Source organism: Rhodohalobacter sp. 614A (assembly GCF_021462415.1).
Lineage (GTDB): Bacteria > Bacteroidota > Rhodothermia > Balneolales > Balneolaceae > Rhodohalobacter.
In genome coordinates, this window is sequence record NZ_JAKEDS010000002.1 from 94,743 (window position 1) to 110,893 (window position 16,151).

General features: G+C 43.2%; 10 protein-coding genes and 1 tRNA gene. 1 reads left to right on the forward strand and 10 read right to left on the reverse strand.

The genetic code is table 11. The annotated features are described in order from the left end of the window. Positions 1-2: 2 nt before the first annotated feature. Positions 3-2,642 (reverse strand): serine/threonine-protein kinase, encoded by a 2,640-nt coding sequence (locus L0B18_RS09305; protein WP_234571490.1) that lies wholly within the window; start codon positions 2,640-2,642, stop codon positions 3-5. Between the two features lie 218 nt (positions 2,643-2,860). On the opposite strand from L0B18_RS09305, the gene L0B18_RS09310 reads away from it, so the two are divergent. Further along, entirely contained in the window at positions 2,861-4,942 is a 2,082-nt protein-coding gene (locus L0B18_RS09310; protein ID WP_234571491.1) for an InlB B-repeat-containing protein, read from the forward strand. Positions 4,943-5,075: 133 nt separating this feature from the next. Here the strand turns inward: L0B18_RS09310 and L0B18_RS19840 are convergent, their stop codons facing one another. The 9 genes from L0B18_RS19840 to uvrA form a co-directional block, all read right to left on the reverse strand. After that, positions 5,076-5,354: a GIY-YIG nuclease family protein gene (locus L0B18_RS19840; RefSeq protein WP_370647540.1), complete on the reverse strand. Its 279-nt coding sequence runs from the start codon at positions 5,352-5,354 to the stop codon at positions 5,076-5,078. A gap of 48 nt (positions 5,355-5,402) precedes the next feature. Next, positions 5,403-5,477 (reverse strand) — tRNA-Gly (locus L0B18_RS09315). A gap of 131 nt (positions 5,478-5,608) precedes the next feature. Next, positions 5,609-6,883 (reverse strand): adenylosuccinate synthase, encoded by a 1,275-nt coding sequence (locus L0B18_RS09320; protein ID WP_234571492.1) that lies wholly within the window; start codon positions 6,881-6,883, stop codon positions 5,609-5,611. 65 nt (positions 6,884-6,948) lie between these two features. Continuing rightward, on the reverse strand, positions 6,949-7,293 hold the full coding sequence (locus L0B18_RS09325) for an STAS domain-containing protein (RefSeq protein WP_234571493.1): 345 nt from the start codon (positions 7,291-7,293) through the stop codon (positions 6,949-6,951). Between the two features lie 30 nt (positions 7,294-7,323). Then, positions 7,324-8,238 (reverse strand): protein translocase subunit SecF, encoded by a 915-nt coding sequence (secF, locus tag L0B18_RS09330; RefSeq protein WP_234571494.1) that lies wholly within the window; start codon positions 8,236-8,238, stop codon positions 7,324-7,326. A gap of 41 nt (positions 8,239-8,279) precedes the next feature. After that, on the reverse strand, positions 8,280-10,136 hold the full coding sequence (gene secD, locus L0B18_RS09335) for a protein translocase subunit SecD (RefSeq protein WP_234571495.1): 1,857 nt from the start codon (positions 10,134-10,136) through the stop codon (positions 8,280-8,282). Positions 10,137-10,278: 142 nt separating this feature from the next. Next, positions 10,279-10,836: a hypothetical protein gene (locus L0B18_RS09340; RefSeq protein WP_234571496.1), complete on the reverse strand. Its 558-nt coding sequence runs from the start codon at positions 10,834-10,836 to the stop codon at positions 10,279-10,281. A 92-nt stretch (positions 10,837-10,928) separates the two neighbouring features. Further along, on the reverse strand, positions 10,929-13,163 hold the full coding sequence (locus tag L0B18_RS09345; RefSeq protein ID WP_234571497.1) for a Na-K-Cl cotransporter: 2,235 nt from the start codon (positions 13,161-13,163) through the stop codon (positions 10,929-10,931). 129 nt (positions 13,164-13,292) lie between these two features. Further along, positions 13,293-16,139, reverse strand: a complete 2,847-nt coding sequence (uvrA, locus tag L0B18_RS09350) for an excinuclease ABC subunit UvrA (protein WP_234571498.1) — start codon at positions 16,137-16,139, stop codon at positions 13,293-13,295. Between the last annotated feature and the right edge of the window lie 12 nt (positions 16,140-16,151).

A 16,151-nucleotide genomic window follows, 5' to 3' on the forward strand; every position in this document is an offset into this window, starting at 1 on the left:
GGTTATTCTACATCATTTGTGATTGTTTCAAAATCTTCCAATCGATTTTGGGTAGAAAGGAATTCTTTTAAACGTTCTTCGGCTTCCTGTGTAGACGTATGATTCTCCCCAAGTGATTGCAGCAGAATTTGGTAGCCTTCAATCAAAAGAGGTTCTGCTTCTTCCGTTCTGTTCAATGTAGCCAAACAATCTCCAAGCATACTGGTGGTAACACCACGTTCCGAACTGTTCGTGGACAACTGTTTAACCCGGATTTCGTATGCCCGCTGAAAATTAGGCAAAGCTTCTTGGGGATGATCTTGCAACATAAGTACAGAGCCAAGATTATGATAGCCATAACCCAAAAAAAGATGGTCTTCGGGTAAACCCTTTTCCCAAATATCAATCGCTTTTTTATAACTTTCTATGGCACCTTCCAGGTCTCCCGTTGTTCGTTTTGCATAAGCAATATTGTTGTATTGAATACCAACATTTGGGTGCTCATTTCCATAAATACTCTCATAGATTTCTGCCGATTCCTGTTGCATTTTTAGTGCTTCTTCAGGTTCTCCCAGATTTGTAAGTACAGAGGCAAGATTATTCATCGCATAAGCTACATCTGCGTGGTCTTCTCCCTTTAATTCCCTGAACAGCTCAAGTGCCTGCTCATGGTTGATCCGCGCTTCTTCATACTCTTCTAAATCATCATAAATAATTCCAATATGGCTCAGAACCTGCGGTATGGATGGGTGTTGGTCGTTTTCATAATTGGACCGGTAAATGCCCAGTTCACGATTATATAATTTCAAGGCTTCATTATGATATCCCTGATCCAACAGCAACGTGGCCAGATTCCCGAGAGATACGGCAAGTTGTACATCATTTGAATCCCGGAGTTGTTGTTCCAGTTCTAATGATTCGCGCAAAAGCTGTTCTGCAGATTCCAAATCGCCCATTTCCCACTTTAAAACGCCTCTATCACTAATACGTATAGCGACAGTAGTATTTTCTTTTCCAAGCCTGCTGAGATCCGATTCAAAAGCCAGACGCAAAAGAGAATCTGCAACAGCGTAGTTTCCTTTTTTTTGCTCAAGTTTTCCATATTCAGCCTGAGAGTCCGATATATCCGGATGTGGAGGTGTATAAAGATTATTTCGAACCTTTAAAGCTTCGGCTAAATGAACAGATGCCTTCTCCAAATCTCCGAGTTCACGATAAGTAACTCCCAGGGTATGATGAACAGCTGCTGCTACCGATGGATCCAGGTCTAATTCGTTGTCCATTCTTTCAGCAGTTTGATCAAGAATATCAATCACCCGAACATCCCGGCCATCTTCAAATGGGTTTGGAGAGGCGAGCATCTCCTGAAGAAAAGCATTGACCTGTTCCGTCTTCTGCCGTTCAATTTCAGTATTTCTGGCCTGAATTAATGAAAAAATAACTGTTCCAATAAGGATGAAAACTACAATCAGAGCTGCAGAGACGGCCGTTCGATTGCGCTGAACAAACTTTTTTGTGAGGTAACCTGCGCTTTCTGGGCGTGCTGAAATCGGTTCATTTTTTTGATAATGCCGAATATCCTGTAATAGCTGATCTGCAGAACCATATCTTCGTTCTGATTCTTTGCGAAGAGCCTTCATAATTATATTGTCCAGGTCACCGCGCAATTCTTTTTTGAGATATTTGGAATTTAAGCCGGTTCTAAGCCGTTTACTTTCTTCATTATTGATTTCCAAACCTTTGCCAACAAGGGTGCTTGGTTTGGTAGGGTAGGTCTCTGAAATAATGCTGCTGATTTCCATCGGGCTTTTTTCCGATAGATTGTATGGCAGGGAACCGGTAAGAATCTGGCATAGAATTAAACCAAGTGCATATACATCTGTTGCGGTAGTGATGGATTCTCCCCGGACCTGTTCAGGACTTGCATATTCTGGTGTCATAAGGTATTGCCCGGTTCGCGTCAAAGCTGCTCCCTCTTGCGGATCTTCTTCAAGTATTTTTGCGATACCGAAATCAAGAAGTTTAACGCTGCCGTTATTATCTACAAGTATATTTGTAGGCTTTAAATCCCGGTGGACAATCAGGCGTTGGTGTGCAAATTGTACTGCCTCGCAAACCTGCGCAAAGATATCAAGGCGTTGGGAAAACCCTATTTTGTTCTCGTAACACCATTCCGTGATTGGTTTACCATCAATATATTCAAGAATAAAATAGGGGCGTCCCTCATCAGTCACACCTGCATCAAACAGTTGAGCTATATTTTTATGATGCAGCTTGGCGAGAATATTTTGTTCTAACTGGAGCCGTTTGTGCATGGATCGGCCCGGAATCAAACCATGCAAAAATTTGATGGCTACATCGCGTTCAAACTGGCCGTCTGCACGGGAAGCATGGTAAACGATACTCATCCCCCCACGTCCAATTTCTCTATTGATTTTCCAGGGGCCTACACGATCCCCCGCTTTGATGAAATCGTGCTCTAAGATATCATCTTCCAAAAAAGTACCGGATGAATAGTAAGCTTCCAGAAGTTTTTTCACTTCTTTTGCAAGACCAGAATCCTTTTCCTCAAGATTTTTAAGAAATATTTCCTGTTCATCAAGTGGCAGTTTTTCGCATTGATGGAAAAGTCCCTGAATTTCACCCCATTTATTTGAGTCCATACATCTTTTTTATTAAAAAGTTTAATCAGTATAACTTGAGGTGAGAATTGCCGCAAATTAATTTTGTTTAAGAATCAGCCGAAGCAGTTTGTGGATAGCAATCAAAAAAGATTAATCGATTTTACCTAACTTATAGTAACTAATACGTTCGGTCTGAATTCTTTTGCGAATTAGATCTATATTCGAGTAATTTAAGGTATCATCTTAAACAGAGCTAAATGAGACATTGCTCCCGACTTTTACTGCTTCTGGCAGTTTTACTTATCAGTTCATGTTCGAAAAGGTCTGATACTTATCATGTAAGTATTACCGCAGTTCCCACAGAAGCCGGAACTGTAACACCCGCTGAAGGTGATTTTAATATTGGCAGATCGCTTGAAATTTCCGCTTTTCCGAACGAACATTGGGTATTTGAGAGATGGGAAGGAGATCATACCGGAACGAATAATCCGGCAATTATCAATTTAGATACAGACAAGGATATTGCAGCTATCTTTGCCAAACGGGAATATAATCTTACTGTAAATATTGAGGGAGAAGGCTCTGTCAGCGAAAGGATTGTTCAACAAAAAGCTACCGAATATCCTCATGGAACAGTTGTAGAATTGACTGCAAATCCGGCCGATAATTGGGAATTTATCGGTTGGCAGGGAGATATAACAGGAGCCGAAAATCCGGCTGAAATTACGATTGAAGGTGAAATGGAAGTCACAGCCGTATTCAGCAAGATTGAATATCCGTTAACTATCAATATTGTGGGCCAGGGAACGGTTACTGAAGAAATTGTCCAGGCCAAAGCCACTGATTATCCTTTTGGAACGGTTGTTAGATTAACGGCTGAAGCGGACTCAGGCTGGGCTTTCACAGAGTGGGAGGGAGATTTGGCAAGCACTGAGAATCCGGCTGAGATCACCATCGACGAGCCCAAGACAGTAACTGTAAACTTCGATCGAACATTCAGGTTGAATACAATTTCGATTCCTGCCGCCGGTGGTACAATTGAACCTTTAGACGGAACCTATGTGCGCGACACTTCTTTTGATGTAGAAGCTATTCCCAACGATGGCTGGCAATTCGTTGAGTGGCGTGGTGATTTTACGGGTACCACAAATCCGTTTAATCTTACTATGAATGGTAATAAAACTCTCGAAGCACATTTCGAACCTCTCAGTTTTACGTTGGATACAACCATAGTAGGAAATGGTCATATCTTGATTGATATATTGAATGGAGGAGAAACAGAAGATGGCTACGAGTACGGTACTACCCTGGAATTAACAGCCGTTGCCGAAACTGACTGGTCATTCGTTCGGTGGCAAGGAGATGTGTCGGGTACCATAAATCCTACGCTTGTTACTATTGATGGAAGTAAATCTGTAACGGCCGTATTCCGGTTCTTCGATGGTGGGAACGGCAATCCTGGAAATCCATATCAGATTTCCACATTGCTTCAACTCCAGGCCATGCAGGATTATCCCGATTCGCATTTTATTCTTACACAGGATATTGATGCAAGTGCAACTTCCGGTTGGAATATCGGTGCAGGATTTATGCCAATCGGTTCTGATGAAGTTCCATTTACCGGTGGTTTTAACGGTGCAGGATTCAATATTTCAAACCTGTTTATGAATCGGCCGGACGAACAGAATATCGGACTATTTGGCAATATTGGTACCGGAGTGGTTATTCAAAACACGATTCTAACCAATGCTGATGTTACAGGTAATGGAAATACAGGGGCTCTTGTAGGGCAAAATAACGGTGAAGTATTGCGCTCACACAGCACAGGAAGTGTGAGCGGATCATTCGCCAGCAGTGTTATTGGCGGCTTGGTTGGGCTGAATAATGGAACGGTTCAATCATCATCATCCAATGCAACGGTGATTGGTTATTCGAATGTTGGTGGATTAGTTGGAAGCAATACTTCCGATATTCTCAAATCCTATGCTCTTGGAGATTTTTCCGGCACTGACAATATTGGCGGTCTTTTGGGCGAAAATGTTGTGGGCGGTTTAGTTTCAGAATCGTTTGCAGCCGGCTCAGTATCAGCTTCACTTGGAAATGATGGCGGATTGGTTGGCGCAAACAATGCAACCGTAGAAATTAGTTATTGGGATACGGACTCATCCGGTCAGATGGATGGAGATGGTGATGGCGATGTGACAATTGGACTAACCGGTTTAACGACACCCGAAATGTCCGGACCTGCTGCCGAAACAAATATGAGTGATTTTAATTGGGTGGAAACGTGGACAACAACCCCTGCGTCTTACCCGATTTTACAATGGCAGTCTCAATAGAAGAGAAATAAAATCATTGAAAAAAAAAGCTCAATCTGAATAAACAAATTGAGCTTTTAAAATGGAGCGGGAAACGGGATTTGAACCCGCGACCTTCTCGTTGGTCCCGACGTTTCGGGACTCTGCCAATGAGCTATTCCCGGTATTCGTTTTCATCTGAGTCAATCAGTTTTTGGATGAACACTTTGCTTTTCTGCCGTTTGATAAAATTTTCAAATTTGATAGCCTCTGTTTTGGTGTCAAACGATTTGCAGAATTGAATCTCCCATGGTATTCCTGATTTTGTGGAAGGTGTAGATCCTTGATTATGAAGATGAAGTCGATTTTGAGGTGTATAGGAAGTGTAACCGGTATAAAATCGATCGGCTGATTGACTATGTAGGATGTAGGTATAAAACATTGAAAAGCCCATGAAATAAAAAAAGCTCAATTCGAGTGATCAAATTGAGCTTTTTTAAAATGGAGCGGGAAACGGGATTTGAACCCGCGACCTTCTCGTTGGCAACGAGATGCTCTACCACTGAGCTATTCCCGCTTGTTGCAAGACTTCAAATATAAAGCCTTTCGGCCTTCCTTTTCAACACTATTTTTAATTTTTTAATCTGGTTTTTCAATTTCAAGCTTCAAAAAAATCATCAATAGACACCAGTTACAAGTAATAAACTCTTATCGAACAATCGTCTCTGAGCGTTTGGGTCCGGTTGAAATGATGTTAAATTTCACTCCCGTGTAATCTTCTATAAAAGAGATGTAATTCTTTGCTTTTTCCGGGAGATCTTCAAAATTTGAGATATCTCTGGTTGATGATTTCCAGCCCTCAAATGCTTTATAAACCGGTGTGGCTTTTTCTACATTTTCTGTATCGAGGGGGAAAACACGGCTTGTCTTTCCATCAAGTTCATATTCTGTACAGACTTTTATTTCATCAAAATCGTCCAGAACGTCCAGCTTGGTGAGAGCAAGTTCATTCATTCCATTAAGCTGAACAGCGTATTTCAAAGCTACAAGATCAAGCCAGCCGCATCGTCGTGGGCGGCCCGTAGTTGCGCCAAATTCCTGTCCGTTTTTTCGGAGGGTTTCTCCGTATTCATCGTCCAATTCAGTAGGGAAGGGACCATTGCCTACTCGTGTACAATAAGCCTTTGTAATGCCCATTGCATGCGTCACAGCTAATGGGGGAATCCCACTTCCAGTACAGGCGCCTCCGGCAGTCGGGCAGGAGGATGTTACATATGGATATGTTCCGTGATCAACATCGAGCAAGCTGCCCTGGGCTCCTTCAAGTAAAATAGATTCTCCATCAATAAGGGCCTGATGAAGTTTTTGAGATGTATTACAGACAAACGGTTTTACCTTTTCGATGGCAGGTTTGAGCTCTTCAATCATCTTGTCGGCATCCAAAGGATCTTCACCATAAACATTTTCGAGGGCAACATTTATATCCTTAAGATTTTTCCGGATTTTGGAGTTCAGAGCGTTCTCATCTAAAAGATCGTCCATTCGAATTCCAATCCTGGAAACCTTGCTGACGTATGCAGGGCCAATTCCCCGGCCGGTTGTTCCAATTGCATCGCTGCCGCGACTTTTTTCTTTTACTTTATCCAGAACTTTGTGATAGGGAAGAATAAGATGGGCAGAACTGCTTATAAAAAGTCTGCCTTCTAAATCAACGTCATGCTCTTGAACTTCTTCGAGTTCTTCCACGAGAGCGATAGGGTCAATAACCACACCATTCCCGATTATACATTTTGAGTTTCCATTGAAAAGGCCTGACGGAATGAGGTGAAGCACAATAGTGGTATTGTCGAATTTAAGGGTATGGCCGGCATTGGCACCTCCCTGATATCGGACCACATATTGAGCATCGGCACTCAACAGATCAACAATTTTTCCTTTTCCTTCGTCTCCCCACTGGGCTCCAATAACAATTCGAACAGGCATAAAATCCAAAAAAAAGGAGGTGTGTTAAACACCTCCGTATTAAAATTTAAAAGGTTTAACAGCTACTAGTTTTCCTGGTATGAGGCAATTGCTTCATCCAGCGTTTTGTAGTGCTTAAATACAGTAATGAGTTTTGTGATAATGAGCAAGCTTTCAATTTTATCTGTAGCGTTGGCAATTCGTAAATCACCACCTGCTTTCTTCATCGTTGTAAGTGCTCCAATAAGCATGCCCAATCCGGATGAGTTCATAAACTTCACTTTTCCGAGGTCGACAACTACATTGGTTTTGTCGTTCTCGATCAACTCATGAAGTTCTTCATTCAGGCTAACGGCATCGGGTCCGCCCATTACATTACCTTTAAACTCGATTACCACACAGTTGTATTTTTCAGAAACATTAAAACTCATAGGTCAAACTTTTTCTATTATCCGTTGTTATTATTTGGCTTGCATTGCCCGTTTCTGAAGTTCTACAACGAGCGCACTTGCAACAAATAGTGAGCTGTAAGTCCCTAAAACGATACCGATTACGAGAGCAAAAGCAAAGCCTTTTAGTACTTCTCCTCCAAAGATAAACAGCACGGTTACCACAAACAAGGTGGTTAATGAAGTGATAACAGTTCGGCTGAGAGTGTCATTTAAGCTTTTGTTAATCATATCCTTGAAGTTCATGGTTTTGTAAACCAGCGAATTTTCACGAATACGGTCGAAAACAACCACTGTATCGTTCAGTGAGTACCCGACAATGGTCAGAAACGCAGCAATAATTGTTTGATCAATACTTACATCAAATGGCGCAAATTTTGCCATTATCGTAAAGATTCCGAGCACAACCAGTACGTCGTGTGCCAATGCGGCGATTGCTCCTGCCGAATAATACCATCCTTTGAATCGAATAAAAATATAGATGAATACAACGGCGAGTGCGAACACAATAGAGTAAAGCGCACCCATACGCAGATCTTCGGCAAATCGCGGACCTACAAGGTCGGTCTTCTCAATGGTAACAGGGTTGTCCGGATAGATTGACTCAAAATTTGAGAGGATGAGATCCTCTGTTTGAGTGATATCCATCTCCGTATCTACCCGAACCAAAATTTCACTGCTCGATCCGAAAAGTTTTATTTCCGGGGTTGTACCCAGCGGTTCGGTTAGTTGGTCCCGGACTTCAACGACATCCACGGGATTTTCGAAATCGAAAACGAACTCTTGTCCGCCACGGAAGTCAATGCCATAGGTCAAACCCATTGTAAAAATGGCCACAATGGAAATAATGACCAGCGCACCAGAAAAGAAATAGGCGATCTTCTGGGCTCTTATAAAATCGTAATTTGGTGTTTCAAACCATCTCATAATGTATACCTGTTTATTTTAAATTCTTTTTGATTGAATGATTATCCAAAGTTGATGTCGGCTGATTTATCGCGGGTCAGGTAATCAACAACCACGCGTGTAATCACAATTGCGCTAAACAGCGATGCAACAATTCCTGCCATCAGAGTAACGGCAAAACCTTTAATCGGTCCCACACCAAAGCTGTACAGAATTACAGCTACGAAAAATGTGGTAATGTTAGCATCCATAATAGCACTCATAGCGTTGGAGTAGCCATTATCTATAGCTGCGCGTAATGTTTTGCCACCGCGCATCTCTTCGCGAATCCTGTCAAATATCAGCACGTTCGCATCCACCGCCATACCAATCGTTAATACAATACCGGCGATACCCGGGAGGGTCAGCGTTGCGTTAAATGCGGCCAGAATTCCGAGAATAAAAATGATGTTTAGAATGAGAGCAAGATCGGCTATTCCACCACCGGCTCTGTAGTAAATAATCATAAAAAGAGCTACCACAAAAAGCCCGAAGAGGGTAGAATACAGACCCGCCTGGATAGAATCTTCACCTAAAGAAGCACCCACGGTTCGTTCTTCAATAATATCAAGAGGAGCGGGAAGTGCACCAGACAACAGAATGTTTACAAGGTCTTCCGCTTCCACAACACCACCTAACCCGGAAATGGATGAGCGTCCATTGTTAATTTTATTCTGAACCGTGGGATAAGAGTACACATAGCCATCAAGTACAATTGAAACGGGTTTGCCAATGTTTGCTCCGGTAATTCGCGACCATCTTCTGGCACCTTCGGAGTTCATTGTCATGGAAACTTCGGCAGCATTTGTGGTCGGTTCAAACGCAACCCTTGCTTCTGAAATCACATCGCCGGTCAACTCAACCTGGTTTCTTACAGGTATCAATTCAAACAATTCTGTTCCGTTGTCTTCGGCAAAAGCACTGGCTCCCCACATCAGTTCGATATTTCGGGGAATGAAACTCTGAACATCTTCCTGTGCAAGAATATCATTTACAATGGAAGTATCTCTGCCGGCGGTATATCCGAATGAGTACTGATTGGTACCACGCAGGTCAAACACTTCGAGCAGGTTGGTCACGTCATCATTTGATGAATCTTGTGCTAAAGAATCACCCTCGGCCTGAGCGAGTGTATCAGCCTGTTCCTGTTCCATTTGATTGCTGAAATATTCAGCGATTTGCTGCTTAACAGCGTTGATTTCTTCCGGTTCGGGGAGTAATCGGAACTCCAGTCGAGCTGTTCCCCGAAGCAGGTCACGAACCCGCTCTTCATCGGCTACGCCCGGGAGCTCAACAACAATCCGGTTATTGCCCTGTTGAAGGATAGAAGGTTCGGTTACACCATACCGGTCCACACGAGAGCGGATAATTTCCATCGCGCGATCAACAGCCGCGTTGCGCTGCTCTCTGAGGTAGGTTGCAATCTCTTCGTTTGTGGAACGGCGAGTGATATTGTCGGCGTCTGATCTGTAGTAACGGCTCAAAAGCCCATCAGGATTGCGTGTTTCAAACTCGGTGACAAATTCATCAATGAAATCTGTTCGTTGTTCAAAAGCGCGTTGGCGTGCAATCTGGATGATTTCACGAAGTTGATCATCAGCATATTCGCCGGCCAATTCGAGTAGTAATTGCGGAGTTCCTACTTCCAGTGTTACGTACATACCACCTTGCAAATCAAGGCCCAAAGAAAGAGATTCTTCTCGGAGGTTCTGTAATTTTGCAGCATTTTCTTCCTCGTATTGTGCTCGTTCCGATGGAACCATACTATTTATATGGCGTTGTTCCAATTGCCACTGAATAGTGGGGAATAGATAATAAATCGTCAATCCAAGGAACAGAACGATGCTTCCTATTTTAAATCCGTTGTTCTGTGATTTCATAATATTTATTAAATGATGTCTTAAAAAGGTTTAAATAATTTCATCGCGGTAGATAACAGGGTAAAATGTGATTGTGTTGAAATGAAAAGCCCTGTTAAATGGACAAATAAGAATGATTGTCCGGCATTTAGAAGAGATGATGCTAGGGAGCATTAATACTTATGCCGCTGATCAGCGGTTGCAGATTCTCGCCCAGTATAACTGCAAAAGAATAAAAAACCTCGTTTTGAGGGACGACCTGATGTGGGTTTGAATGATTTGTTATACCGGAAACATCAAGTGTTTGTGGAATCCAGTTGGGAAGTACTTTCAGGCTTTCAACAAGCACTGAATTAAAACCAGATTTTTGATTCTGGAATATATTCCACTGCTCAATCAGCCAACCGGATTGGGATTGATTTTGAGTGTGGGTGTCCGATGAAACCGGAATTTTGAAATGATCCCTGTGATTGGCCACCAGTTCGGAAGCTTCTTCTACAAGAATCCAGAAATCACCTGCCTGTTCCGGCAGTTCTTTGATCGTATTTCTGAGCTTAACCTCACTTTCATTTCCAGAGGAGACTACATTATGATCCAGCCATCGTGTAAAAGCCGTTTTTTGAGCCTGGCTTGAAAATGGCACAAGCAAGTGCGCCAGGAACCCGGCCATCAAAAAAGTGATGGTAATTGACCGAAAGATATGTGTAGCTCTTTTATTCATCAGACTTGTAAAAATAGACAGAATCAACCCTCATGACAAACATTATTTGCTGAGAATTTGAGACAAGAAATGGATCAAACTGATTCTTCAAATCATTCCTGCTGAAACGTGTCTTCCTGCATTAAAACTTCACCGAATGATATTTCCTCCGCAGCAAGAACCATGATGGTTGTGGGCAGGTTTTTAAGCCGTTTCTGAAGGGATTCATAATAAGAGGAAAAGTTTTCATCTGGCACGGCCATTCCCATAAATACAAGATCGGCATCACCGGAAGATTCGTGCAGAATTTGGGTAAAAGATTTACCTTCGGAAACCAACACCTGTGCTTCTGCACCAATCCGGATTTTTTGAATGATTTCAGTCAAATTCTGTTGAGCACTTTCAGCAGCCGCCTGATTATCTACAACCATTTTAATTCGTACTTTGGCATCCCACCAGGGCCGGCTGCTTTGCAACAAATAGGCCAGAAGCATCATCAATCCGCCATTTCCCCTTAAACCTCCCCACCAGATATCAATGATTTCTTTGTCTCCATATCCTTTTTCCTTGTTGTCGTGGACAACAATTACGTTTCTTTTTTGGCGATGAAAATGGGTAATCATTCCACAGTATTCATCGATATATTCTTTATTCTCGCTGTCTCCAAGAATTACCGTGTTTGGAACCAATGCACCAAGGCCGTACGAATCCACAAGTTTCTTGCCGCCTTCGAATGCACTCGCCGCAGTAGTCACCCTGACCAATCCCTGAATGCTTCGTTTTGAAAGAAACTCGCGGATTTTTTCTTCCATATCCTGCTGCCTTTCAGGGCTGATATTATCCGTTGTCAAAACAGTTGATATCGTGAGAATGCCCCTGTTGTGAGTAATGGAGGAGGCAAATTCAATGAGATGAAATCGTTTTGTGGGAGCTCCTGAAAGTACGAGAGGATGTGGCCGCCAGGTTTTGGCTTCAGTTTCAACACTCATTCGCATCAAACCTGCGCGGGTGATAGCCATCCAGATTCCGCGCCGTACATCTCCCCAAGTTGATTCTAGTTCTCTCCGTTGCAACCAGATAAAAATGACAATGACAAATAAAAAAGCAATTCCTGTAGCGAGTGCGTTGATCAGAAGCATGACACTAATACACCCCAAAGCTCCAAGCAATGAGAAGCTCCAGTGCACCTTGAACTTGGGTCTGAATGAAGGGCTTTGCAACAACCGCTCAATTCCTGCGGTGATATTGAGAACGCCATATGTGGTTAAAAAGAACATCGTAAGAATAGGAGCGATGATATTCAGATTGCCAAAGTAAACAGCGGTTAAAGCTACCAGTAACGTTATAACCGTACCAATTCTGGGGGAGTCGTCTTCGCCATCGCCCCGGCCGAGCCACCTCAACCATCTTGGTAAAACGCCATCACGGGCCAGAGCCTGGAGAACACGCGGAGCTCCAAGAATACTGCCTACAGCACTGGAAAGCGTGGCGCCCCAAACGCCAATCAAAATAGCATCCCCCCAGTAAGACATTTTTCTCATGATGAGGGGATCTTCGATCAATGTAAGTGCATCGGCCCGATTGGCCAGAATGATTGGCAGAACCATATAAATTAAATAGCCAACGCCAATTGCAGCAAAGGTTCCTTTGGGAATAGATTCGGCGGGATTTTCAAGATCACCGGACATATTTACCCCAGCCATAATTCCTGTTACAGCGGGGAAGAATACGGCAAATACAGTCCAGAATGGTTCGGAGTGGCGTTCGGCCGCTCCCCACATTTCAATATTGGATTGTTCAATCGGGCTGCCGAACAAAAGTGAAAGCAGTGAGAGCGCAATCCCAAACATGATGAAATACTGGGCACGGATGGCTGCTTTTGCCGAGATAATGGCAAGCACGGCGACACCAATAGTCGTGACCAGCCCTACAATCTTAAAATCCAATGCAGGAAAAACGCCAACTATACTTTCTGCAAATCCTACGGTGTACAAGGCTACAGAAAGTGCCTGGGCTATGTAGAGCGGAATACCGATAGCGCCGCCCGATTCAATTCCCAGGGATCGGCTGATCATGTAATAGGCGCCACCAATTCGTACGCGCTGATCTGTAGCGATAGCAGCAATGGAAAGGCCGGTTAGAAAAGTAATGGCAGTGGAAAGTGTTACAATCAGTAACGTACCGATAAGGCCAACATTCCCGACAACCCAGCCAAATCGTAAGTACATGATAACGCCGAGAATCGTCAGGATGGAAGGAGTAAAAACACCACCGAACGTACCTAAACCACCTTTTTTTGATGGAATCACTTCCTGTTCAGGTACAGACTTCCGGAATGGATTTTTCATAAATTAATTTCTTGTCCCCTGAACCCTTCTGAAAAATTTATTGATTCTTTGGATTTCAATGTGTCAAAAGCCATGTGTATTGAGCCATTCAAAGAAAGCAATTTCAATAAAAAAGAAAAAGAGTTTATCCTAAGCGGATGATTTTTCTTTTTTAAGTTCACGGTCAAATTCCTGTTTTAAATAACGGCCGGTATAGCTCTCTTCTATACTGGAAATTTCTTCGGGTGTACCGGTTGCAAGAATTTCACCGCCGCCGCGCCCTCCTTCAGGTCCAAGATCAATAATCCAATCGGCCGCTTTAATAAGATCAAGATTGTGTTCAATTACAATAACGGTATTTCCCTTGTTTACCAGTTTTTGGATCACTTCCACCAGCATTTTTACGTCCTGAAAATGGAGGCCGGTTGTCGGCTCATCCATAATGTAAACCGTATCCCCGGTGCCAATTTTCGACAATTCCCTGGAGAGCTTGATCCGTTGAGCTTCACCACCACTGAGTGTAGTACTGGACTGGCCAAGCGTCAGATATCCCAAACCGACGGAGTTTAAGGTTTTCAATTTTCGTTTTATAGAGGGGATGGAATCAAAGAACTCATACGCCTCACTGATGGGCATCTGAAGAACATCCGAAATATTTTTTCCCTTGTAATGAATTTCCAGCGTTTCACGGTTATAGCGATCTCCATTACAATTCTCGCAATCCACATACACATCGGGAAGGAAATTCATCTCGATTTTCCGAACGCCATCGCCCTGGCAGGTTTCGCAGCGGCCTCCCTTCACATTGAAAGAGAATCGACCCTGGTCATATCCCCTGATTTTAGATTCAGGAAGTTCAGCAAACAGAGAGCGAATATGATCAAAAACCTTTGTGTACGTGCCGGGATTTGATCGTGGTGTTCTTCCAATCGGGCTTTGATCAATCGAAATTACTTTATCAACGTTTTTCAAACCTTCTATTTCCTGGTAAGGAAGAGGTACATCTTTTGATTTATAAAACTCGTTCGAGAGAATAGGCGCGAGTGTTTGGTTGATCAACGAACTTTTACCGCTACCACTGACTCCGGTTATACAGATAAATTTGCCAAGTGGAATTTCCAGATCTACCTCTTTCAGGTTATGTCCGGTCGCTTTTTTAATTTGAATACTTTTTCCGGTTCCTTTTCGTCGCTTTTCGGGAAAGGGGATGGTTTCTTTATCCTGCAGGAACTTCATGGTCATGGAGTCCGGATCAAGTGCATCGGGCTTTCCTTTGGTTACAATGTAACCGCCTTCCGTTCCGGCGCCGGGGCCAAGGTCCACCACGTAATCGGCATGTTCAATCGTTTCGCGGTCGTGTTCAACTACAATTACTGAATTGCCAAGATCCCGCAACGTTTCAAGCGAACGGATCAGTTTGATATTATCTCTTTGATGAAGTCCAATACTCGGTTCGTCCAAAATGTAAAGTACGCCAACCAATTGAGTTCCGATCTGTGTTGCAAGCCGAATACGCTGAGCTTCTCCGCCACTCAATGTTTGCGCTTCACGGTCGAGAGTGAGGTAATTCAGCCCCACATTCAATAGAAAATCCAGCCGGTCGATAACTTCTTTCAATACCTGTTGACCAATGGTTCGCTGGCGTTCATTCAGTTTTAAATTGCCAATCGTTTTTCGCAGGGTGTCAATATCCTGAACAACAAGATCGTGGATTGTATACCCATCTATTTTATAGGAGAGAGCTTCGGGATTCAGCCGCCCGCCATTGCATTTGGGACATGTTATTTTGGATAAATATGCTTTTGCCTTGTCCCGCTGCTTATTCGATTTACTCTCTTCATACTGTTCCCGAATAATCGATCGAAGGCCTGAAAATTTATGCTTATAGGTTACATTGTTTTTCTTGAAATCATAACTCACATTGAATTTTTGATCGCCACCACCTTCAAACAAAAGATCGAGAGCTTCCTCAGAAAAATTTTCAATGGGAGTATCAAAATCATAACCAACAGTTTCCAAAACAGCCCTTAACTGTTTGAATACAAAAATATCCCGCGGTGTACCCAAGAAACGAATAGCCCCTTCGCTGATTGATTTTTCCGGATTTTGGATGACAAGTTCGCGGCTTACATCATACCGGTAACCCAAACCGTTACACGCTTTACAGGCTCCAAAAGGAGAGTTGAACGAGAATAGGTTGGGAGCGGGATCTTCATAAGAAAGCCCGCTTTCGGGATCATAAAGATTTTTGCTGAAGACTTTGTCGTGGATTTCACCATTTTCCTGGATTCCCAAAATCAGGTTTCCGTCGGCCATTTCCAGAGCAAGATGAACACTTTCCGAAATTCTTTTCTCGCTTTTTTGTGAGATCACAAATCGGTCTACAACAACCTCAATATTGTGTGTTTTGTATCGGTCCAGTTTAATTTCACCTTCAAGGTCAATCAATTCTCCATCCACCCGCGCTTTGATGTAACCTTGTTTCTTCATCTGTTCAAAAAGTTCGCGGTAATGTCCCTTTCGTCCGCGGACCACCGGCGCCAGGCAGTAAGCTTTCGTTCCCTCTTCAAGCTCCATAATGGCAGCTACAATCTGATCGGATGTTTGCTTCTCCATTTTATTCCCGGATTTATAGGAATAGGGGATGGCAATCCGTGCGTAGAGGAGCCGGAGAAAATCGTAGATTTCCGTTACCGTACCTACTGTTGAGCGCGGGTTTCTGTTTGTCGTTTTTTGGTCGATGGAAATAACGGGGGAGAGTCCGTCGATAAAATCAACATCGGGGCGTTCCATCATTCCTAAAAATTGCCGGGCATAAGCCGAAAGCGATTCGAGAAAACGGCGCTGACCCTCCGCATAAATCGTATCGAAAGCCAGTGATGATTTGCCGGAACCGGAAAGACCGGTTAAAACCACAAACTTCTCTCGGGGGATGTTAATATCGATATTTTTAAGATTATGCTCGCGGGCGCCGCGGATTACAATATCTTGTTGCACAGAAGAATGGAT

Bases quoted from the DNA above. Each gene is read 5' to 3' on its own strand.
- L0B18_RS09325 (WP_234571493.1), bottom strand. From the start codon at position 7,293: ATGAGTTTTAATGTTTCTGAAAAATACAACTGTGTGGTAATCGAGTTT.
- L0B18_RS19840 (WP_370647540.1), bottom strand. From the start codon at position 5,354: ATGGGCTTTTCAATGTTTTATACCTACATCCTACATAGTCAATCAGCC.
- L0B18_RS09310 (WP_234571491.1), top strand. From the start codon at position 2,861: ATGAGACATTGCTCCCGACTTTTACTGCTTCTGGCAGTTTTACTTATC.
- secD (WP_234571495.1), bottom strand. From the start codon at position 10,136: ATGAAATCACAGAACAACGGATTTAAAATAGGAAGCATCGTTCTGTTC.
- L0B18_RS09345 (WP_234571497.1), bottom strand. From the start codon at position 13,163: ATGAAAAATCCATTCCGGAAGTCTGTACCTGAACAGGAAGTGATTCCA.
- secF (WP_234571494.1), bottom strand. From the start codon at position 8,238: ATGAGATGGTTTGAAACACCAAATTACGATTTTATAAGAGCCCAGAAG.
- L0B18_RS09305 (WP_234571490.1), bottom strand. From the start codon at position 2,642: ATGGACTCAAATAAATGGGGTGAAATTCAGGGACTTTTCCATCAATGC.
- L0B18_RS09320 (WP_234571492.1), bottom strand. From the start codon at position 6,883: ATGCCTGTTCGAATTGTTATTGGAGCCCAGTGGGGAGACGAAGGAAAA.
- L0B18_RS09340 (WP_234571496.1), bottom strand. From the start codon at position 10,836: ATGAATAAAAGAGCTACACATATCTTTCGGTCAATTACCATCACTTTT.